This window comes from Neptuniibacter sp. QD29_5, from assembly GCF_047778125.1.
Classification (GTDB): domain Bacteria; phylum Pseudomonadota; class Gammaproteobacteria; order Pseudomonadales; family Balneatricaceae; genus Neptuniibacter.
Map to the genome: position 1 here is coordinate 1100088 of NZ_CP180556.1, position 20732 is coordinate 1120819.

At 41.4% G+C, this 20732-nt stretch carries 18 protein-coding genes; 12 read left to right on the plus strand and 6 right to left on the minus strand.

What is annotated here, in order from left to right; translation table 11 throughout:
- From ACMXYR_RS04995 to ACMXYR_RS05005, 3 genes are all read right to left on the minus strand, one after another.
- Positions 1-798: an outer membrane lipoprotein-sorting protein gene (locus ACMXYR_RS04995; protein ID WP_415903155.1), complete on the minus strand. Its 798-nt coding sequence runs from the start codon at positions 796-798 to the stop codon at positions 1-3.
- On the minus strand, positions 773-3067 hold the full coding sequence (locus ACMXYR_RS05000; protein ID WP_415903156.1) for an efflux RND transporter permease subunit: 2295 nt from the start codon (positions 3065-3067) through the stop codon (positions 773-775). Before ACMXYR_RS05000 ends, ACMXYR_RS04995 begins: the two co-directional genes overlap by 26 nt.
- 256 nt (positions 3068-3323) lie before the next feature.
- Positions 3324-4079: a TetR/AcrR family transcriptional regulator gene (locus ACMXYR_RS05005; RefSeq protein WP_415903157.1), complete on the minus strand. Its 756-nt coding sequence runs from the start codon at positions 4077-4079 to the stop codon at positions 3324-3326.
- 436 nt (positions 4080-4515) lie between these two features.
- On the opposite strand from ACMXYR_RS05005, the gene ACMXYR_RS05010 reads away from it, so the two are divergent.
- Positions 4516-4911: a hypothetical protein gene (locus ACMXYR_RS05010; RefSeq protein ID WP_415887482.1), complete on the plus strand. Its 396-nt coding sequence runs from the start codon at positions 4516-4518 to the stop codon at positions 4909-4911.
- Between the two features lie 63 nt (positions 4912-4974).
- Here the strand turns inward: ACMXYR_RS05010 and ACMXYR_RS05015 are convergent, their stop codons facing one another.
- On the minus strand, positions 4975-5928 hold the full coding sequence (locus tag ACMXYR_RS05015) for a methylenetetrahydrofolate reductase (protein ID WP_415887484.1): 954 nt from the start codon (positions 5926-5928) through the stop codon (positions 4975-4977).
- A gap of 146 nt (positions 5929-6074) precedes the next feature.
- On the opposite strand from ACMXYR_RS05015, the gene ACMXYR_RS05020 reads away from it, so the two are divergent.
- The 8 genes from ACMXYR_RS05020 to ACMXYR_RS05055 all read left to right on the plus strand — a co-directional run bounded on the left by ACMXYR_RS05020 (position 6075) and on the right by ACMXYR_RS05055 (position 14791).
- Complete coding sequence (locus ACMXYR_RS05020; RefSeq protein ID WP_415903158.1) at positions 6075-6641, plus strand: DUF1285 domain-containing protein; 567 nt, start codon at positions 6075-6077, stop codon at positions 6639-6641.
- Positions 6642-6717: 76 nt separating this feature from the next.
- On the plus strand, positions 6718-7866 hold the full coding sequence (locus ACMXYR_RS05025; protein ID WP_415903159.1) for a response regulator: 1149 nt from the start codon (positions 6718-6720) through the stop codon (positions 7864-7866).
- A gap of 180 nt (positions 7867-8046) precedes the next feature.
- Positions 8047-9048, plus strand: a complete 1002-nt coding sequence (locus ACMXYR_RS05030) for an ABC transporter substrate-binding protein (RefSeq protein ID WP_415903160.1) — start codon at positions 8047-8049, stop codon at positions 9046-9048.
- Between the two features lie 165 nt (positions 9049-9213).
- Complete coding sequence (locus ACMXYR_RS05035; RefSeq protein WP_415903161.1) at positions 9214-9609, plus strand: YbaN family protein; 396 nt, start codon at positions 9214-9216, stop codon at positions 9607-9609.
- Position 9610: 1 nt separating this feature from the next.
- Entirely contained in the window at positions 9611-11002 is a 1392-nt protein-coding gene (locus tag ACMXYR_RS05040) for a diguanylate cyclase (RefSeq protein ID WP_415903162.1), read from the plus strand.
- 357 nt (positions 11003-11359) lie between these two features.
- A complete protein-coding gene (locus tag ACMXYR_RS05045; RefSeq protein ID WP_415903163.1) occupies positions 11360-12607 on the plus strand; it encodes an HDOD domain-containing protein in 1248 nt (415 codons plus the stop codon).
- Positions 12608-12765: 158 nt separating this feature from the next.
- Positions 12766-13758: a 23S rRNA (adenine(1618)-N(6))-methyltransferase RlmF gene (gene rlmF / locus ACMXYR_RS05050; RefSeq protein WP_415903164.1), complete on the plus strand. Its 993-nt coding sequence runs from the start codon at positions 12766-12768 to the stop codon at positions 13756-13758.
- A gap of 133 nt (positions 13759-13891) precedes the next feature.
- Entirely contained in the window at positions 13892-14791 is a 900-nt protein-coding gene (locus tag ACMXYR_RS05055; RefSeq protein WP_415903165.1) for an MBL fold metallo-hydrolase, read from the plus strand.
- A gap of 89 nt (positions 14792-14880) precedes the next feature.
- Here the strand turns inward: ACMXYR_RS05055 and fghA are convergent, their stop codons facing one another.
- Positions 14881-15714, minus strand: a complete 834-nt coding sequence (gene fghA / locus ACMXYR_RS05060; RefSeq protein WP_415903166.1) for an S-formylglutathione hydrolase — start codon at positions 15712-15714, stop codon at positions 14881-14883.
- A gap of 65 nt (positions 15715-15779) precedes the next feature.
- Positions 15780-16898 (minus strand): S-(hydroxymethyl)glutathione dehydrogenase/class III alcohol dehydrogenase, encoded by a 1119-nt coding sequence (locus tag ACMXYR_RS05065; protein ID WP_415881791.1) that lies wholly within the window; start codon positions 16896-16898, stop codon positions 15780-15782.
- A 124-nt stretch (positions 16899-17022) separates the two neighbouring features.
- Between ACMXYR_RS05065 and ACMXYR_RS05070 the strand changes: the two genes are divergently transcribed.
- The 3 genes from ACMXYR_RS05070 to ACMXYR_RS05080 all read left to right on the plus strand — a co-directional run bounded on the left by ACMXYR_RS05070 (position 17023) and on the right by ACMXYR_RS05080 (position 20600).
- A complete protein-coding gene (locus tag ACMXYR_RS05070) occupies positions 17023-17895 on the plus strand; it encodes a LysR family transcriptional regulator (RefSeq protein ID WP_415903167.1) in 873 nt (290 codons plus the stop codon).
- A gap of 322 nt (positions 17896-18217) precedes the next feature.
- Positions 18218-20311, plus strand: a complete 2094-nt coding sequence (locus tag ACMXYR_RS05075; protein ID WP_415903168.1) for a hypothetical protein — start codon at positions 18218-18220, stop codon at positions 20309-20311.
- Entirely contained in the window at positions 20298-20600 is a 303-nt protein-coding gene (locus tag ACMXYR_RS05080) for a hypothetical protein (RefSeq protein ID WP_415903169.1), read from the plus strand. The genes ACMXYR_RS05075 and ACMXYR_RS05080 overlap by 14 nt, the downstream gene beginning before the upstream one ends.
- Positions 20601-20732 lie beyond the last annotated feature (132 nt).

Consider the following 20732-nt stretch of genomic DNA (forward strand, 5'->3'; position numbering starts at 1 on the left):
TTAGCGCGCTCGTTTTAGCGTGTTTTTGTTGAAATCTTTATCAGTTAAACCCGTTTTGAACTGATAAGAACCGTAGGTAAGGTCGGTGCTTTTACCTGTTTGATGGTTCACCATTTTCATTAGATCTGGACGCCAGTGCTTACCTTCATACTCTTTGTACTCATGGTAAGTCAGGGTCTTCAGTTCAGAATCTTTACGGTCGTAGAAATCGATTTTCCATGGACGGTACTCTGCTTGATCTAACCATACTACGCGTCGGGTATAACCAGAGTTCTTATCCACTGGGTATTGTTCTACAACAAAACAAGCACCGCCTTCACAAGCTTCATCACGTAGATACTTGTATGTGTATTTTTCTACCTCAAAGGAAGATAGATCTTCGTAAGCAAATTCAGAACCCATAAATGGGCCGGATTTGTTACGTGAAGCAATACGTTTTACGCGTTTAAGAGCAGGTAAATACAGCCACTGATCGTCTGCACCGACAGGGTGTGAGAAGCTTAAAAACGCTGTGCCCTTAACATCTCTAGGCTTGTCGAAGACCGATAGGCTTTTATCACCGTCGTCATCAACTTCTAAAGACTTCATGCGAATTTCACGCACGCTTTCCTGACCCTGTTTGTTACGCAGAATCATATTCATCTGCGCTTGCATATCAGTCCAGCCAAGATCGCTTGCTTTAGCTTCTTCTGCAATGCGTAGGCCTTTTTCTTCAGCCGTTTCAGCCATCGCAACGCCTGAAGTTAGAATCATGCCTGCAATGCATACAGATTTAAGCGGGTTGGTTAACAGAGTCATCTTTCTCTCCTTCAGAGTTTTTAAGTGCTGCATTAGCAGGTTGTACAGGGCCAGTTTGTGCCGGGTCAGCTTGCATAGGGTCAATGTTTTCTGAGTCTTCTTGCTCTTCCTTCGCTGTTTTATCTAGCAGCATCAGAAGTGGTGGTAAGAATAGGAAGTCCACAATTAACGCGATCAAAATGGTCAGTGCTGTTAGTAGACCCATGTCGGCGTTCACTTTAAAGGTCGACTGAGCCAACACCATAAAGCCTGCTACCAATACAAAGGTGGTTATCCATAATGCTTTACCTACGCTAGCAAATGCATAACCTACAGCTTCTTTACTATTCTTGTTGCGATCTCTACGTGCATGAAGGTACTTGCTTAAGAAATGAACCGTATCATCTACCACGATACCTAGTGTCATGCCGGCAACAACTGAAAGTGCTAGGCCTACTTGGCCATCAATCAAGTACCAAACACCAAAGCCCATTGCCGCTGGTGCTAAGTTTGGAATTAGGCTGATAAAACCGAATTTAACCGAGCGTAATGCAAAGCCAAGCAATACTGAGATCAGTATTAGGGCTAAAGATGTACCGATCAACATGCTGTAGATATTACGTTGTCCAATATGCGCAAACATTAGGCTTGGACTCGCAATATCAACCTCATAGTTCGGTGCATTCTCTGCAAACCAGTTATAGATGCGGCTTTCCAACTCAATCTGCTCGGTACTGGTCATATTATTGAACGTAGCGATGATGCGAGTAGAAGACTTATCCACGTTTAGCTGGTTATTTAGATCCAAACCGTAAGGCAGGGACATTTCGTACAGCAATAAGTATTGCGCTGATAGTTCACGTTCATCCGGTAGTTTGTAATACGCAGGATCATCACTGTGCATGTTTTTGTTCAAGCGTTTAATAATATCGCTCAACGTATTCACGTGATCAGTTTCAGGTTGTACTCGTAGCCATTCGGTAAGATCGCCCACAGTTTTAAGGAAAGCAGGGGAGTTAATGCCACTGGCTTCTTTGGTATCGATGGAGATCTCCATTGCCGTCATGCCAGATAGGTTATCTTGCATGTAATCAGTTGCCTGACGGAATGGCACGGTTTCATCAAAATACTTTACGAAGTCATCATTTAGCTTGTTTAGCGGTACTAAGAAAACTGCAGCAATCATCAAAACTGACATCGCTGGAAGTAGCACGCGACGCTTTGCAATTACAAGGTCTGCCAGTTTATGCATGAAGTCATTCTTACCTTCTTCAAGCGGTTTAACGTGGACAGGTAGTAAGCGCAGCATTGCAGGGAATATTGTTACCGAGAAGATAAAGGCAAGCATTACGCCCGCAGCAACCATATTACCCAGATCTCTGAATGGAGGAGAGTCCGAGAAGTTGAGGCTTAAGAAGCCTATAGCCGTAGTTAAGCTTGTTAAGAAAATTGGCTGGAAGTTAATACGCAAACTATCCTGAATCGCTTTCTCTTTCTTAACGCCCTGACGCATCTCATAAAACATAGTGGTCAGTATGTGCACACAATCTGCTACCGCTAACGTCAGTACCATAATTGGGGTACTTGCAGATGGGCCAGTTAAGTAGAAACCTGTCCAGCCCGCTAAACCCATAGTTGCTGCAATAGAGCAGATGATCACAACAACGGTGGCTAAGGTGCCGCTAAAATTGCGTAATAGCAGTACCATACCGATGATTACGACTAAGAACATCAAAGGCACTAGCGTCGCATTGTCTTCGATGGATGCTTCAGCAAAGCTATTGTTCATCATCACCATGCCTGAAAGGTGCACTTTCAGATTTGGGTTAGCTTGAACGAAGTTATCGCGCATTTCGCGAACTTTACTTACAACCTGAGGCACTTCAACTACAGGATCAACGCCCGGTAGCTGTACGGTGATGTTTACAACCGTGACATGACCCTCTTTAGAGATAACCTTGTTTACCAATAATGGTTCATTAACAGCGATCTCTTTTAGCCTTGGCATATCCGAGTCAGTCAACGTTTCAGCGTCTAGTACTAGATCTTCGACGATCATGTCGTCTTCTTCAGACCAAGTGTGCTGATAGTTTGTAACTGAATCTACACGGGTAGAGTAGGGCACCTGCCAAGATTCAGTCGTGAGTTCTTGAACGGCTGCAAGGGTTTTAGGGGTAAATACATCACCATTTTCGGGTGAGATAACAAAAGCAACATTGTCACTTTTGCTGTAAATCTTCTGCATTGCTTCGAATGCTGTCAGTTGAGGATTCTCATCACTGAAAAACACGCGATAGTCGCTTTTGAAGACCAGATTTTTAGCGCCCTAAGTTGCGCCAACAACGAACATTATCGAGAAGAGAACGACCCAAATAGGGTGGTTCAACACGAATCGGAAAAGGCGATCTCTCATTTTCCTGCTCCAAGGGCCCTTGCGGGGTTGATTGCGGTTAAGCAATATTAGTTATTTCTTTTTTAATGACGAAACGTCATTAACTAAGGTTTAAAAAACGGTGCAAGCACCGCGTTTTTTAATTCATCGCAGTTTATTCAGAACTGCACATCAACTGCTTTTGCTGAAGCTGTTTAACTTCTTCAGCAAAAAGTTCGGTTTTAAAGCGCTGAATGCTCTCATGCCACGGATGGTCTTGGGTATAAGGCTTCCAATTTAGGCCATCCAATAGAATATTTGAGTGGTTAACTAGTTCTCTTTCTAGTTGCATTTCAGCTCTAACGTTACAGCGATCAAGGGTTTCATGAAGCAAGGCAATAGTACCGAAACTCATTGACCATAATGAAAACGCTACTTGCGCAGGGCAAAGGTGGGGTTGTAACGATAAATCACCACTCGCAAGGCCTGAGGAGATAACCTCCAACATGCCGCCCAAAAGCTTATTTTCTAGAATAAGGTGTTCTTCTTGACGCTTTTCGGTTGATTTTTCCCGAACTGACGGTGTCTTAGCAGAAAGAACCAACATAAATTCTGTAGGGTTTAGCTGTGAATGGAGCATATAGCCGTACCCAACGGCGAGCATTTTCTCGCGACTGCTTCCGTTATATTGAAAGGCACGTTCGAATAGCGCCCCTAGTCGTCTCACACAACGGTTGCATAGACCGGTTAATAGGTCTTCTTTACAGGTAAAATGGTTGTATACCGTTCCTTTAGAGTAAGGCAGCCTTGCTACTACTTTATCTATAGTGAGCCCTGCTACACCTAATTCACTGATGATCTGTATAGCAGCTAGCATTATTTCTTCTTCACGTGCTTCTAAATCTGCTTCGTGAATAACTTTGGGGCTCATATTCTTTTCTATTACCTATAAATGACGGTCCGTCAAAAATACTGTTTTTTACTTAACTGAGCAAGTGTTAAAATTGCAACAATCCGTTGCTTTAGGGCAACAGTTTTGCAACAACAAATATCACACAATAGGTACTATTAGAGATTTTAATAATCTTTAATATGTTAACTTGCTAAATCAGGTATTTTTAATATTGCTTAAGGCTTAGAAATAGTGGGGATGGAGAGTTTTTAGATCTCATATGCTTCTTTTATTGAGCTGAAATATATTAATAAATGAAGTTTTTGTCACAAAGATGCATAGATCAGTGTCTAAACTGCTTACTGTCAAAAATGATAGTTATTATCTTTTTTGCACCTGTTCCCCGGTATGGAACCAGGGGGAGTTGATTCATAGATGAAGAAACTGTTGTTCAAACAGGAAAGGAGTGCTTGATATGAAAATACCAACCTACGTGCTTGCAGTAAAAAATGAAACTGAAGGTCAACTTCAGTTAGCTCCTCAAGGGATAAAAGTTGCAGACATGCCGGTGTGTTTTTCGCAAGAATACGCTTCCCATCTTTTTAATTTCAGTGAATCTCGTGTTCAGTGTAAAGAGGGTGAGAGCGTTTTTCTTTTAAAGGGAGACGTGGATATTTCTGGTATAGACCAGGAATCTGATTTTCCCGAAGCATTTAAAGCATTACTGAAAAATAATAACGATTTAGAGGATTGGACTGTGCTTAGGCAAAAGTCTGCTCTTTCTTCCGAATCACTAGAATATAAACGCAAAGTGCAAGACGATCTCGCTCGGACACATATGTTGTTGAAAATAAACAAAACATTAATGTGAAGGACCGAAAAGACAAGGCCGCGAATATTTGCGGCCTTTTTCTATTCTAACTCTAGGTGGGCATTAAATATCTGCTTCGGCTAGCTTAAGATCTACAACGGACTTAAGAAGCTTGAACAAACGAATCGAAGCGTCGATCTCTTCTTTACGGTTAGTTAAGCTTTCAATATTTAAACCTACAGGGATGCCAAGTGGCATTACTGCTTCTAAAATCTGTTCTAAGTTGTTACGGCAAATACGAATAGATTCCTGTAACGGGCTGTGAGCATCCATGATACGGAAACGGGTAGCTTCAGGTACAGAAATCCCCAACCACTCCATAAATTCTAGAGTCTTAGTGCTACCACATGGCGTAAAGGTCAGAATGACGCGCTTTGGTTTAACACCATCTTCACGACACTTACGTGCGTAACTGCTCAACATATCAATTGTTGCTTGCGCATCATAAACCGCCTGAGAGATAAAGAATTCACAGCCTTGCTCAGTTTTGCTGACTAAACGTTCGTGCTCATTACGCTTAGAGGCGTGACGCTCGGCAATTGTAACTCCGCCCAGTTGAAAGTCAGCTGGGTGCTCCGCAAGCGCAGCGTAAGCATCATTAAGGCTAAGCTGGATATCACCATCAGAAGATGGACTTCCTACAAGAACAGTGTCACGAACTCCATATTCGTTCCAAGCTTCATCTAACCAAGAGATAAAAGCTTCTTTATCACGCTGAGACACACTCTTGTATGTGATAACAGGTTTATCTGCTTTTTCACGGATTAGCTTAGAGTAAGCACGTGGATCTAAGGTACGCATGAATGGAAACGGACGTGGCTTGTCGATACGGCTACTTTCATCCTGAATGTCATAAACAATCAGACCATCAAAATCGACATGTTGCAGACGTTCTAGCAGTTTGTCCGCAATGCCTTGAGCGGTTTCTTCTGCAGTACCATCTTTAGGCGGTGTTGTACCAAATAGATATACACCACGGCGATCGTCAGCAAACTTTGTTCTTAAATCCTGTTTCATTGTAGTTTTTCAATTTCTATCTAAGCTGTAATTGCTAGCTATTCTAACAATTAATATTATTCATGTGTTTAAGTTATAAGATGAAAGTTTTTTAGTTAGAGTTGAGTAAATTTAATAGGCTGAAGAAAAAGTTGGGAGTAGAGAGTTTGAGCCAACCTGGTTTTGATCTATCTGAAGCAAGTAAAGTGATTGAAAAGTCAGGAGAGGGTATACCGCCATTAGATCAATGGAATCCTGAGTTTTGCGGTGATATTGATATGCGCATTTGCCGCGATGGTAAGTGGTTCTACCAAGGAACAATTATCGGTCGCCCCGCAATGGTTAAACTATTCTCCAGAGTATTGTGGTTAGAAGAAGGCAAGTACTTCTTGAAAACGCCGGTGGAGAAAGTTGGGATCGAAGTGGAGGATGCTCCCTTTTTGATGACAGAAGTTCATATTCTCAATGGTGAAAATGGACCTGAGTATCAATTTGTAAGTACTACAGGGGATAAAGTTGTTATTGGCAAGGGCCATTCGCTCTGGGTAGAAGAGTGTAGCGAAACCTCAGAACCCTCTCCTTATATTGATGTTCGTTTCGGAATGAAGGGGTTAATCCATCGTAATGTGTTTTATCAACTCGTTGAGATGGCTGTAGAGCAAGAAATAGATGGAAAAGTGATGCTTGTCATTGAAAGCCAGGGAGAAACTTTCATATTGGGAGATGTCACCTAAATTTAAAATGAACGCTCAATTTTAAATGTAAGCTGTACTAAGGGTGAGGTTAAGATTAAGTAGTTATGGGGGAAGTATGAGTTCAGAACATCGTTTTTCTATCTTGCTGGTGATTAAGCAGTCATCAGATTTAGAGTCACTTTGTAATATGGTTAAGCGTCACTTCCCGCGCTTCTATATTGCTAATACTGAGGAAGAAGCTCTCTCATTGATCGTAGAGCATAAAATCGATGTGCTATTAATGGGCCTGAATACCATTCAAGAGAACGAAATTTGCTACCTCCATCTCCTAAGTGCTAAGAAAAATATTGAAAGGATTCTATTCAAGAAAATCGTTTTCTGTAGTCGGGAGGATCTTAAAGAAGCATTTTCTATCTGTAATAAGGATGTATTTGACGACTACTTTATAGTCCGCCCACTTTACGATCCGTATCATTTACTTTTGAGGCTGCGGTTTATTCGACGTGCGCTTCATGACCATAAAAGTTTTGGAGCGGATAATTTTTCAGTCGAAAACCTCTGTGAGTATTTTGATCAGATTATTTCATGTAATGAAGACATATCGGATCTTAACGCTGAGAGTTATGAAAAACTTATGCACCTTGTTTCTTTCTCTATGGATAGAATGAAAGAGAAGATCATACAAGAGGGTGGTTTGCATGAAGATCATCATGCAGATATGCGGAGTTTGTTCGATCAACATAAGGAGCAACATATCCGTGAAGTTCAGTTACAACAAACATCTGCAAAAGAGAGCCTTCAAGCGAAAGTCGATCACGCAACTAATTTGACTAAACAGCAAAAAGAGACGTTACAGGCCAGTGAAACAGTTGTTTTTGACGATAGTAATATTTTGTTACTTGAGGATGAAAGTGAACAACGAGATCAGATTAAAGCGATCTTAGATTCCGGAGGTTACAAAGCTCAGGTATCAGGGTGCGCGACCCACTCCTTGAAACTTCTACAAAGTTGGAAACCAGATATTGTTTTACTTGATTTAACTCTTCCGGATATGAGTGCAATCTCTGTTATTGATAAGATCAAACAAGATCCAGAGATGGCTCATACCCGCATTATGGTTTTAGCAAAGCCGGGGGATACTCAGCTTGCTCAAGACGCGATGAAAAAAGGGATACATGAGGTGATTCTAAAACCGATTGATCGAGATATGCTGCTTTATAAGATGGGGCATAACCTTCAGGCGCTAAATGCAAAAAGAAAGTAAAATTTGAGGGGGATTCTAGTAAATAGATTATTCTTCTTGCTCAGAGGGGGAGGTAATTCCTCCTCGCTGCTATGCTTTAAATTTACCTCCACTGCCTTATCGCAGTTCATAAACCCACCCAATCTTAAATAATCATCTATATTTTATTAAGTAACCCATTGAATAGCATACAGGATTGATATGCGAAGCATCGTACCTTTGACTTTTTGGCTGTTGGTCAGTTTAGGTGCAGCAGATATAGCTGTGGCTGAAACTAAGATCATGCTGATCCACAGTTACCATCAAGAGATGAAGTGGGTGGAAGATCTGACTACAGGTGTAAAGCAAGAGTTAGGCGACGAATATCAGTTATTTGTTCATCATATGGATACGAAGCGTTTACCCAAAGGGATGTTTAAGTTCAGTGCGGAAAGGGCTTTGAATCTATTTCAAGAACAAAAGCCTGATTTGGTGATTATTTGTGATGATAATGGATTTCGATTACTAGGTGAGCAGATTGCAAAAAACACGCCGGTAGTTTTTTGCGGTATTAACTCGGATATTCGTCGTGATTATCCTTGGGTTATTAGTGCTAAGAATATTACTGGGGTAGTTGAGCGTCCGATGATTAAGCGTTCAATTGTAGAATTTGCCAGAGCAACTCGTTTAAAGCTGCGACAAGTTCTAATTTTACTCGGAGATAGTTTAACTGCAGATGCTATTTTTCAGTATGACTTAGGAGGTAAATCCAATTTCCGAATTGCTAAGAACATTCGGGCAGATGTTGTCAGAGTTTCGAGTGCAGATGCTTGGAAAGAGCAAATTAAACTCAGCAAGAAGCAAGGATATGATCTTATCTTGATAGCTGGTTATGCAGCTATGCATGAATCAAATGGTGAATACGTCAGCTTTGACGATTTAAGTCGTTGGGTTTCGACTAACTCACCTGTAATGACAATAACTGCTCATGAACAAGCTATTGGAAAAGGAAAGGTAATGGCTGGGATGGTCGTCAGTGGCATTTTGATGGGCCAAGATGCAGCAAATCTTGCGAAACAATTACTAGTGTTACCTAAAGGCAGCGCACAAATACCAATGCATTTTCAAAGCCAAGGAAAGATGATTTTAAGTCGTCATGAACTAAGAAACTGGGGACTTAAGATAGATAACATCACTTCAAGGTCCCTTATTCTTTTACCTTAAATTTAAACTAATGGTGTTTAGTTTTTGAGAGGGTATTTCCTCTAAAGTAATACTTTCTGTAACCTGAAAAACTAAATTCCTGCTATCTTATAGATACATGTCCACGACATACGTACTGCTGTATTGATATATTCTTTCTAGGTGGCTTGGTCCAGGGAGTATCTGTTGAGAAAAACGATTGTACGTACCCTCTATTTGATCGCCGGATTTATATGTGTACTTCTAGGTTTGATCGGGGTTATTTTACCTTTACTGCCCACTACGCCCTTCCTCTTAGTAGCGGCTTTTTGCTTTTCTCGAAGCTCTGAGAGGCTGCATCAGGCATTACTGCAAAATAAGTTATTTGGAAAGATTATCCAGGATTGGGAAACGGATGGTGTTATACCTTTAAAAGCTAAATGGTTAGCAACGGTTATGATGTTAGCTATGGTTAGTTATCCTCTGATTTTTAAAACTTTCCACTATGGCCTCAAATTAACTGTCATCGCCACAATTATCTTTGCTCTATGTTATATCTGGTCACGGCCATCAGAACCTTTTTTGAAAGGCAATGAGGGGTGAGATGAGCGTGATCCGGTTTCTTCTTTTTTTCTTATTTAGCAGCCATATTTTAGCGGTCGAACAGCTGTCCTTCACAGAAGAAGAAAAGAAGTACATCGCATCTAAAGAGCAGATAACAATGTGTATAGATCCAGATTGGTTGCCTTTTGAAGCCATCAATGAGAAAGGTAAACATGTGGGTTTGTCTGCTGATTTTATGGCAGAGTATTCCCAAATGATGGGCATCCACATTCAGCTTGTTCCGACAAAAAGCTGGAGTGAGTCTTTGCACAAAGCGAAAGCTAGAGAGTGCGATATTCTATCGATGCTAAACGAAAGTCCAGAACGTAGCGCCTATCTTAACTTTACCTCTCCTTATGTGAAAGCTGCGGTAGCTCTAATTAGCCGTACTGATGTGCTATTTATTGATGGCTTAACTGCCTTACAGGGTAAAGTGTTGGCCATGCCCAAGAATTATATTTATGAAGAGCTTATTCGACGGGATTACCCTCTGATCAAAGTGGTGTATACGCAAACACAAAAAGAGGCAATTAAGCTGGTTTCCACAGGTAAGGCTTATGCGTCTATTGGTACTCAAATCAGTATGCTGCGAGATATACAGGAGCTTGCAACTAACAACGTAAAAGTTGCAGGCTTTACTGAGTACAAAAGTGTTTTGAGGGTTGGGGTGAGAAAAGATGATGCGTTGCTATTAAGTATATTTTCTAAAGCAGTCGATGGCTTATCCCCACAGAAAACTAACCAGATTCTACAACGCTGGTATAGCGTGACGGTACAGAATAAGTTTGATCAAACTCTATTATGGCAGTTACTGGTTGTCTTTTTCCTTATCTCAATGATCTTTGTAGTTCGATTCAGAAGCATCAGACAATTTAACCAGATCCTTAAAGAGAAGAATAAACAGTTAGAGCGCATTAGTCAGACTGACCATTTAACAGGTTTATATAACCGTTTAAAAACGGATGCTGTAATAAAAGCAGAGGTTGCTCGATCAGAACGATATGGGGGGAACTTCTGTGTTATGTTGTTCGATATCGATCATTTCAAATCAGTAAATGATAACTGTGGCCACCAAGTAGGCGATAAAGTGCTTATTGAGGTCAGTAATCTGGTAAAAAGTAATATTCGAGAGTCCGATATCTTAGGTCGATGGGGCGGTGAAGAGTTTATGCTCGTGACGCCTGAAATGGATATTATTGGAGCCGAGAAACTTGCCGATAAGCTACGAGCGTTAGTTCAGGATCATATTTTTCCTCATCAAATCGATATAACCGTGAGCTTTGGGGTAGCTGAGTACAAAATGGGGGATAGCCCAGATGTGTTACTCAATACTGCAGATAAAATGCTGTACCAATCTAAAAATGCGGGTCGAAACCGCGTTACTATTAGCTAAATCAGCTACCTTGCTCATCGCAGAGCTATACCGCGAAACTCCCTAATAGCCCTCCTTTACAATAATAAATCTTACTTTTATTGATTTTTTAATGTGAAAATTTCTCATTAAAAACTAGATAAAATTTTATTCAAAACACACATGAATATAGAAAAGCCTGTATTTACCTTAGGTTGTGTATTTTTTTAAACAACCCTCAAAATTTCATTTAAAAACTAGATAAAATTTTAATAAAAGCTCGCTTTTATTAAGGTTATTTCGCACTAGGATTAAGGTATCAACAGTTGCTGACGCTTAGAAAGTAATTGTGATTGGATACAGTAGTAATGATTAATCGAAAATGTGCAGGTAAAGATTATGAGCACTATCAATAAAGGCTCTTCGCCCAGATATAAAATCGCTCTGCTGGATGAGCAAGGCGGCTTAGCGGCTTGGAGCCATGAGATAGAAGGGTCTGAATTTAATTGGGCATTTGTTCGTTTAGATTCTAAAGATAGCTTAATCGACCAATTAGAACAAAATACATTCGATGCGGTTATTCTACCTTGTTCGATGCGTGCAATAGTCGATATAGAATTGATGGCTAAGCTATCTCGTATACAGCCTCATGCAGTGAGAGTATTTCTAGGGGCAGAATTCTGGAATGCGGGCTTTAAAGCTAAAGCTTCTGAAATTGCACATCGCATTTATCCTAACAACGTACCCATCAAAGAAGTTGCTGAGGAACTGGAGTACCAGATTAAGCTGGTGAAGCTGCTTAATCGTTCATCCCTGCAGACCTATGTATCAACTGTGGGGTGTTTACCGTCGCCACCAAGTATGTATCGTCAACTAACTGAAGCGGTTAACTCTGATGTTGCAGATCTTACAGAAATTAGTGAGATCATTGAGCAGGACCCTTCGGTGGTTGCGCAAATCATGAAACAGGTGAATTCAGCATTCTTTGGTTTTAGTCGTCAAATTTCTGATCTGAGAGAAGCGATCTCTTTATTGGGCGTAAGAAACCTTAGAAGTATGGCGTTGAGCAGCCAATTGAATAATCAGTTTAAAGAAGGACAGGATTGGGATCAGTTCTCCTTTGAGAAGATGGGGCAACGTTCATTGTTAGTCGCGCGTCTAGCACAAGCTATATCAAGAAGAGCCGGTGCGAGTAAAGCCGTTCAAGACCAAGCTTTTTTAGCGGGATTGCTACATGATTTAGGGGTCATGATTATGGCTGCCCATGACCCTGTTCAGTATAAAAAATTGATTAACTATTCAGTTAAAAAGCAAAAGCCAATCTATTTGGTAGAAAAAGCCGCTTGTGGCTTCTTCCATGGTGAGGTTGCCGCTGCTTTATTGGCATTGTGGAATTTACCACCTCAGGTAGTTGAAGCTGTTATGTTGCATCATGTCCCTCATCTATCGTCGTCAAAAGAATTTAGTCCTTTAACTGCGGTGCATGTTGCGGACGCTATGCTTCCTTCGGTTGATGTAGCAGGAGAATGTGATCTGGCGAGTAGCTTATCGCTACGTTACCTAGATCAAGTGGGCGTTATGGATGAGGTCCCACAATGGCGCATTGTTGCCAATGAATACCGTGTTCGCATGGTATCCAATTTATAGAGAGGATCTCTTTTTCGCTGGAAAGATGCCAGTCCTTACCGGGAACATACGTCGGGGTCTGTGAAAGGTAAGGTCTGGCTTTCTTTTATCTTCGTTGTTTTAACAGCAACTCAATAATCTTGTTACAATCCTGCTTTTTACCTTCTACTGGCATCGTTGTGGCTAGATCAAACAATTCATCTTCTAAAGCGCCTTCTCAAAAGAACAATCGAAAATCGGGCCTGCATCCGCGCAATCCGCATGCTGCACCTTATGATATTCCTCGTTTGGTTAAAGCATTTCCTGAGTTGGCTAAATACACCTATGAAACGCCACGAGGTGAAACCTCTATTCGTTTTGCTGAACCTAAAGCAGTCAAACTGCTGAATCAGGCTTTATTAAGTACTGAGTACAATATTCAGTTTTGGGATTTCCCTGAGGGCTACCTTTGCCCACCAATTCCAGGTCGTGCTGATTATCTTCACTACATTGCAGACCTTTTAGCTGAATCTAATGGCGGAAAAGTGCCGGTAGGCGCTCAAGTTCAGGGTTTAGATATAGGTACAGGGGCTAATTGTATCTATCCACTGATTGGTAGTCAGAGTTACGGTTGGAAGTTTGTCGGTAGTGATATTGATCCTGTATCTATTGCTTGTGCGGAACAGATCGTCAAAGCCAACTCCGTTTTGAAGGGGAAGCTTAAATGTCGACTACAGCCATCCTCTCAACAGGTATTTAAGCAGATCATCAAACCTTCAGATCGCTTTGCATTCTCCATGTGTAATCCGCCGTTCCATGCTTCACTTCAAGAAGCGACAGCAGGTACTAAACGGAAGATTAGAAATCTAAACCGTGACAAACAACCATCCTCTGGTAAAGACCAAGTACTGAACTTTGCAGGTCAAGGGGCAGAGTTGTGGTGCAAAGGTGGAGAGATCGCTTTTGTTAAGCAGATGATCAAGGAAAGTGCTGAGTTTGCTGAGCAGTCACTTTGGTTTAGTTGCTTGATCTCAAAAAAAGAAAATCTGCCTCAGCTATATAGCGCTTTAAAGAAGGTTAGAGCTAAAAAAGTGAAAACCATCGAAATGCACCAAGGCCAAAAGATAACGCGGGTTGTTGCTTGGAGCTTTTATGATGGAGCGTCTCGTAAAGAATGGTTTAACCAGGCTTAAAACTTGTTTCTATTTCTTAGCAAATTGCCAGTAGCGCTGTTGGTAATGGACTATAGTTAATCACCATAGTCAGCTAAATAGTAAGCTGAATTGTAAGCTCAAATTTGATCGAATTATCATAAAGGTAATCATAATGTTGATCCGCTCTATTCTTGCTGGTGCAGTGCTTAGTTTGTTTGTTGGAACCTCTGCTATCGCAGAAAATCACCACCAACAATCCCCTAAGTTTAAAGTGCAGCAATTGACCGAGAATATTTCGATGTTACGGGGGAAGGGCGGCAATATTGGACTTTTAGCGGGTGAGCAGGGCTTATTGATGATCGATGATGACTACCGCTCGATGTCGCCAGCGCTACAGAATACCCTGCAGCAATTCGGTGGCGAAGATAAGCTGACTTATATTATCAATACCCATTGGCACGGTGATCACACAGAGGGTAATCATCACTTTGGTCATCATGCGACGATTATCGCACATGATAATGTTCGTGAACGTTTACTAACCTCTCAAGAGGTTAAGCTCTTCAATATGAAAACCGAGCCTTATCCTGAACATGCGCTTCCTTCTATAACTTATGAAAAAGCACTGACACTTTATATTAATGATGAAGAGGTTGAGTTAGTTCACTTGGCTGGCGGTCATACTGATGGTGATTCTGTTGTCTTTTTCAAAAAGGCGAATGTTGTCCATATGGGCGACCACTATTTCAATGGCTTTTTCCCATTTGTAGATATCCAGAATGGCGGTAATGTTGCCCGCATGGCAGAGAATGTAGGTAAAGTACTTGAACTAATAGACGACAAAACCATTGTCATTCCAGGTCACGGCCCTGTATCAAATAAAGCTGAATTGAAGACATTTAAAATGATGCTGGAAGGCACGTTGGCCGAAGTTCAAGCGATGCAAGATAAAGGGATGAACTTGGGTCAGATGCAGTTAAAGGGTCTATCCCCTAAATGGCAAAGCTGGACAAATGGTTTTCTTTCTACAAGTGTTTGGATCGGCATTCTTCACAGCAGTTTAGAGAAATAGCCGTTAAGCAAAAAAGCCGTTTAAGTAACAAAAGTGATTAGGCACAAGAGTGCTTATGCCTAATCAAAGCCTGCAGATCAAAGTGAAAGCTAGCCTGTGAAATGCTGCTTATGAAAGCGCAGGTGCTCTTCTATAAAGCTCGCAATAAAGTAATAGCTATGGTCATAGCCATCGTGTAAACGCAGCTCCACAGGGTTATCCCCAGCCGCAGCTAATAGCGCTTCAGGTTTTAACTGTTCATCCAAAAACTGATCTTTCTTGCCTTGATCAATCAGTGTCGGCATAAAATTATTAGCGTTCTTAAACAGCTCACAGCTATCGTATTGTTTCCAAACCTCTGCATCATCGCCTAGATAAGCAGCAAACGCCTTTTGACCCCAAGGGCAGTTGGTTGGATTGGTAATCGGGCTAAATGCACTCACGGATGAGAAACGCTGAGGGTTGCGCAGAGCGATCATCAACGCGCCGTGTCCACCCATAGAATGTCCAGAAATCGCCCGTTGCTCTGTGACGGGGAAGTTCGCCTCAATCAGGGCAGGTAACTCAGTCACAATGTAATCGTACATCTGATAGTGCTGCTGCCACGGTGCTTGGGTAGCGTTGACATAAAAGCCCGCACCCATGCCCAAGTCATATCCAGGATCGTCCGCTACACCTTCACCGCGAGGGCTAGTATCGGGTGTGACAATGGCGATACCTAACTCCGCAGCAATACGCTGAGCACCGGCTTTTTGAATAAAGTTCTCATCGGTGCATGTTAGACCAGATAGCCAATACAGCACAGGCACTTTTTCCCCTGCCAGTGTTTGCGGCGGAAGAAAAATAGAGAAGCGCATGCTGCAGTTCAAACTGGTGGAGTCGTGCTGATACTGCTTCTGCCAACCACCAAAGCTTTTGAATTGAGCTAAATTTTCAATCTGCATTGAGTTTACTCACATCCACCCTGAATAGACTCAGGGTGGATTTCGGTTAGGGTTACTTAAGACAATTACTTATCAAAATGAATAACGCTGCGAATACTTTCGCCTTCGTGCATCAAGTCGAATGCTTTGTTAATGTCCTCTAGTCCCATGGTGTGGGTTATAAAATCAGACAGCTTAAACTCGCCTTGTAGATAGCGTTCCACGTAATCAGGAAGCTCTGAACGGCCCTTAACACCACCAAAGGCAGTACCGCGCCATACGCGTCCAGTCACCAACTGGAATGGACGGGTAGAGATCTCTTGGCCTGCACCAGCAACACCAATAATCACCGACTCACCCCAGCCTTTGTGGCAGCATTCAAGGGCAGAGCGCATCACATCGACATTACCGATACACTCGAACGAGTAATCAACGCCGCCATCGGTTAACTCTACAATGACATCCTGAATCGGCTTGTCGTAGTTTTTCGGGTTAATGCATTCGGTAGCGCCTAGCTGTTTAGCGAGATCAAACTTACTTTCGTTAATATCAATGGCGATGATGCGGCTCGCTTTCGCCATAGTGGCACCAATCACAGCAGACAGACCAATGCCGCCTAAGCCAAAGATAGCAACTGTTGCGCCTTCCTCTACCTTGGCGGTATTCATGACCGCTCCCATGCCGGTTGTTACGCCACAGCCTAATAGACAAACCTCTTCAAGCGGTGCCGCTTTGTTTACTTTCGCCAGTGATATTTCAGGCAACACAGTGTATTCAGAGAACGTAGAGCAACCCATATAATGGTAGATCGGCTGACCATCTTTATAAAAACGGGTAGTACCGTCTGGCATTAAGCCTTTGCCCTGTGTTTCTCGAATTTTTTGGCAGAGGTTGGTTTTGCCCGATTTGCAGAACTTACACTCGCCGCACTCAGGTGTGTATAGTGGAATTACGTGATCACCCACTTCGACACTGGTCACACCTTCGCCCACAGCTTCAACAATACCACCACCTTCGTGACCTAAGATTGCAGGGAAGATGCCTTCTGGGTCTTCACCGGAAAGGGTGAAGGCATCGGTATGGCAAACACCTGTCGCCACAATCTTGATAAGCACTTCACCTTTTTGTGGTGGCATTACGTCGACTTCTTCAATGGATAGTGGCTGATTAGGCCCCCAAGCGATAGCTGCTTTTGATTTAATCATGGCTCTACTCTTTATTTAGGACAGCGTTTTTAATCAATAAGGATCAATGTGCTAAACATTATAGTTTTTTCATAAAGCGCTATAATCTAGCTAAATATGAAAATACTTTTACGAGGCAGTAATAATGTTTGGCTGGGAGGGCGTAACAGAATTTGTTGCGGTAGCAGAAACAGAAAGCTTCACCGTAGCTTCGCAGCGCTTGGGTATCTCTACTGCACAAGTGAGTCGGCAGATCAGTGCCTTAGAAAAGCGCCTTGCTACAAAACTGTTCTACCGCACAACTCGCAGGGTCTCGGTTACAGAAGAGGGCAAGATCTACTACCAACACTGCCGCCAACTGCTAGATGGCTTAGATGACGCTGAAAGAGCACTCAGCCAGTTACAAAGCCGTCCACAGGGAAAGCTAAAACTCACAGCCCCAACCACCTTTGGTGAAACCAAAATCATCCCACTGCTCAACGACTTTATGCTGCAGTACCCAGAACTCGAAGTGGAATGCCATCTCACCAACCAGAAAGTGGCGCTGGTGGAAGAGGGCTATGATTTAGCGATCCGATTAGGCAAGCTCGCCGACTCCAGCATGATCGCTAAAAGGCTGGGAGCTAGACAACAGTTTATCTGCGCCTCAAAAGACTACCTCAACGCCCATGGCCGACCCGATTCTGTTTCCGAATTAGATCAACACAACTGTCTACAAGGCACCTTGGATTACTGGCGCTTACTGGATGGAAACCAAGAGAGGGAAGTACGGATTAAAGGCAGCTTCCGCTGCAATAGCGGTTTAGCGCTATTAGATGCGGCCCTAAAAGGGCTGGGGATAGTGCAACTGCCAGATTACTACGTTAAAGAGCATATCGAGCAATGCAGGTTAGTGCCGCTGCTGGAGAGTTACCAACCAGAACCTGAGGGAATCTGGGCCCTGTATCCGCATAATCGACACCTGTCGCCTAAGGTTAGGATGCTGGTGGAGTATTTGGGGGAGAATATAGGTTCTTAGTCGAATAGCTAGGTATTCCTAGCTTGTGCTGTCGAGAGTATTACGTTAAAAAATAAGTGAATTAGATAGATGGAAGTCTAGCGCGGGAAATCGAACTACTTATATCAATGGATATAGTGCTTGCGCGGTTTGTCACGGAAGAATCTTTAGCACTTCATAATTCATCCTTCCTTTTCAATTCCTTACATCTGTTTTAGCCAATTACGGTTAGGGTAGATATGCTGGCCCTCGTATATACAAATGTTAGCTTTCAATCATAGTAAGGGTTATCGTGAAGATAGATATACACGTTCATACTAGAAAGACAAAACAGGGAGACGCGTTGACACGAGAGATCTCACCTGAAAAGTTTTCTAAGATTGTCCAATCAACAGATGTAAAGATCTTAGCTATTACGAATCACAATGCTTTTGATTTAGAGCAGTTTAATCAAATGGAAGTAAAGCTTGATGGAGCTGCTCAAATTTGGCCTGGAATCGAGTTGGATGTGATCGATAATGAAAAAAGATCTCACCTGATAGTAATTGTTTCTCCTGAAAAAAGAAGTGAATTTTCAGAGATCGTAAATCAAGTAACAGAGGGAATTTCTGCCGACGAGTTTACAATATCACTTGAACAAACAGTAGATTTGTTTAATAAGCTTGAACCATTATATGTGGCACATTATTTGGGTAAAAAGCCCGATATGAGCGAAGCTAGTATTGATAAACTTTTGTCTCTAGGAGTAAACCCTAAACGGGTAATAAAAGAAGCGACAAATAGTATATCAGCTGGAATTTTTATTGCTCACGGGCACACATCTATATATGGATCTGATGTCCAATATTGGGATAAATACACAGATGAAGTGGTCAATTTACCTGAATTGAGATTGTCTGTAGATAGCTTTGAGCACTTTTGCCTTTTACTTGAAAAAAACGTATCCGCTATAGATACAGCTATTGATCGTAAGCACTCTGAAGTTTTAAATCTGCAACCCTTTGAAGATGATACAAAGGTTAAAATAAGAGTTTTTAATGATATTAATATTATCTTTGGTCCGAAAGGGACTGGAAAAACAAAAATCCTTGAGGCAATCGCAAAGTATTATTCATATAGAGGAATAAAGGCTTCTGTATTTGAATCAGCTCCTGATAAATTGGCGGATAGATTCGATATTAAAGGGAAAAATATAGAAGAGGTAATTGACTTAAAGGGTGTGGATTGTTGTAAGGAGGAAATTAGTCGCATTAGAAACTCCCAAGAATCTGATATTACGAGTCTCTATCAATATCGTGAGTTCTTTAACTCTGTAAACAAAAATAAAAATGCAAAAAAAATGAAGATCAAGGATCTTCCTACACTCCTTTCTGACAACTCAGATAGCAAGTTCAATGAGTACACAGCTGCACATAGAAAAGTCCAAGATATGATGGATTTTTTAAGGACTAATTCACCTGTGGATGAGGTTACGACTGTTGAAGAGCGAAATGAACTGATTGCTAATTTAAACTCGCTGTCATCAAAGTTAAAAAATGCTTCTTGGGACATTTTTGCATCTTGGCAGAGTGCAAAGTTAACTGACAGCGCATCGCAATGCTTCCGTAGTGAAATTGCCCGTAAAACAGGCGAAAGAAGTAAGCCCAGTGACACAGGTTTCAAGACGTTTGCTACAAATAGATTAAATATCTGGAGAGACGCTAAAAAAATAACAGATAATATAAATAAAGAAATTCAGGATCAAATAGAAAATGTTGGAGCTCTTGGTACTGATAAAGGTCTATTGAAGTGTGCTACTAGTTTTAAGTTTCAGAATGGAGATATTCATGATTCTAAATACTTATCTATGAGAAGTGTACGAAAGATTGATCAAAAAGATTTTGTCCGTGTTATGAACACGATAAAAGACAAAGCTACATCTAATGATGTATTTGATTCAGTGACCGAGTTAAATTCAATTGTAGATATTGATAAGATTTCAAGTCTTTCTGATTTGTTACTTTTCTGGAGAAGGTTCACCTTGTTAGAGGAAGAGTACTTCCCATCAAATGGGGAACGTTCAATGCTAAATTTGCATAGTGAATTAGCGGAAAACAAAGAAATATATTTATTGGATGAGCCAGAAAGAAGTTTAGGAAATCAGTACATTAATGATGTCATCATTCCACTTATAAATGACAAGGCAATACAGGGAAAAATAGTCTTTATATCCACACATGATGCTAATGTGGCAGTTAGAACATTACCTTATAATTCCATTTATAGATGTCATGATAAAGATGGTTATGGAACTTATACAGGAAATCCATTTTCAAATAGTTTGGTGTGCTTACAAAATAAAGATAAAGCATTGGATTGGAAGCAGATAAGCATGACCACATTAGAGGGTGGGCAGAATGCTTTCGGTGAAAGAGGAAAGATATATGGAAATAATTGAAGCTGAATTGGTCACGATTGAAGACAGTTGTTTTATTGATATTTTAGATGAACCAAAAATATCAATACCCATATCAAATGATGACCCTAATGCCGTAAAATCAGCGTTTAACAGCTTAATTGAACGTCTACAAAAGGGTGAGTTTTCAATTAGTTTGAAGGATGCTGAAAAAGATCTTTTTTATCATGTAGCAAAAGAATACCTTGAGCAACTCAATGGTGAATTGCTAGATGTGTACCATGAGATGGAGCAGTATGACTTCCTTGTCCGCGATACAGAAGAAAGCTAAGCGGAATCTCAGGATCAGGTCTTACATTGCGCACTTTTTTTAGACTTCTCTATTAAATCCGTACTTTTATTAGTAAACGATTAGAAAACTCAATTCCCGTCTTACCAAAAAAAATGCCGCATCAGATGCGGC

Coding starts and splice junctions, on each gene's coding strand:
- ACMXYR_RS05070 (WP_415903167.1), top strand. CDS start 17,023: ATGTTTGGCTGGGAGGGCGTAACAGAATTTGTTGCGGTAGCAGAAACA.
- ACMXYR_RS05010 (WP_415887482.1), top strand. CDS start 4,516: ATGAAAATACCAACCTACGTGCTTGCAGTAAAAAATGAAACTGAAGGT.
- ACMXYR_RS05025 (WP_415903159.1), top strand. CDS start 6,718: ATGAGTTCAGAACATCGTTTTTCTATCTTGCTGGTGATTAAGCAGTCA.
- fghA (WP_415903166.1), bottom strand. CDS start 15,714: ATGCAGATTGAAAATTTAGCTCAATTCAAAAGCTTTGGTGGTTGGCAG.
- ACMXYR_RS05015 (WP_415887484.1), bottom strand. CDS start 5,928: ATGAAACAGGATTTAAGAACAAAGTTTGCTGACGATCGCCGTGGTGTA.
- ACMXYR_RS05065 (WP_415881791.1), bottom strand. CDS start 16,898: ATGATTAAATCAAAAGCAGCTATCGCTTGGGGGCCTAATCAGCCACTA.
- ACMXYR_RS05055 (WP_415903165.1), top strand. CDS start 13,892: ATGTTGATCCGCTCTATTCTTGCTGGTGCAGTGCTTAGTTTGTTTGTT.
- ACMXYR_RS05005 (WP_415903157.1), bottom strand. CDS start 4,079: ATGAGCCCCAAAGTTATTCACGAAGCAGATTTAGAAGCACGTGAAGAA.
- ACMXYR_RS05030 (WP_415903160.1), top strand. CDS start 8,047: ATGCGAAGCATCGTACCTTTGACTTTTTGGCTGTTGGTCAGTTTAGGT.
- ACMXYR_RS05040 (WP_415903162.1), top strand. CDS start 9,611: ATGAGCGTGATCCGGTTTCTTCTTTTTTTCTTATTTAGCAGCCATATT.
- ACMXYR_RS05080 (WP_415903169.1), top strand. CDS start 20,298: ATGGAAATAATTGAAGCTGAATTGGTCACGATTGAAGACAGTTGTTTT.
- ACMXYR_RS05045 (WP_415903163.1), top strand. CDS start 11,360: ATGAGCACTATCAATAAAGGCTCTTCGCCCAGATATAAAATCGCTCTG.
- ACMXYR_RS04995 (WP_415903155.1), bottom strand. CDS start 798: ATGACTCTGTTAACCAACCCGCTTAAATCTGTATGCATTGCAGGCATG.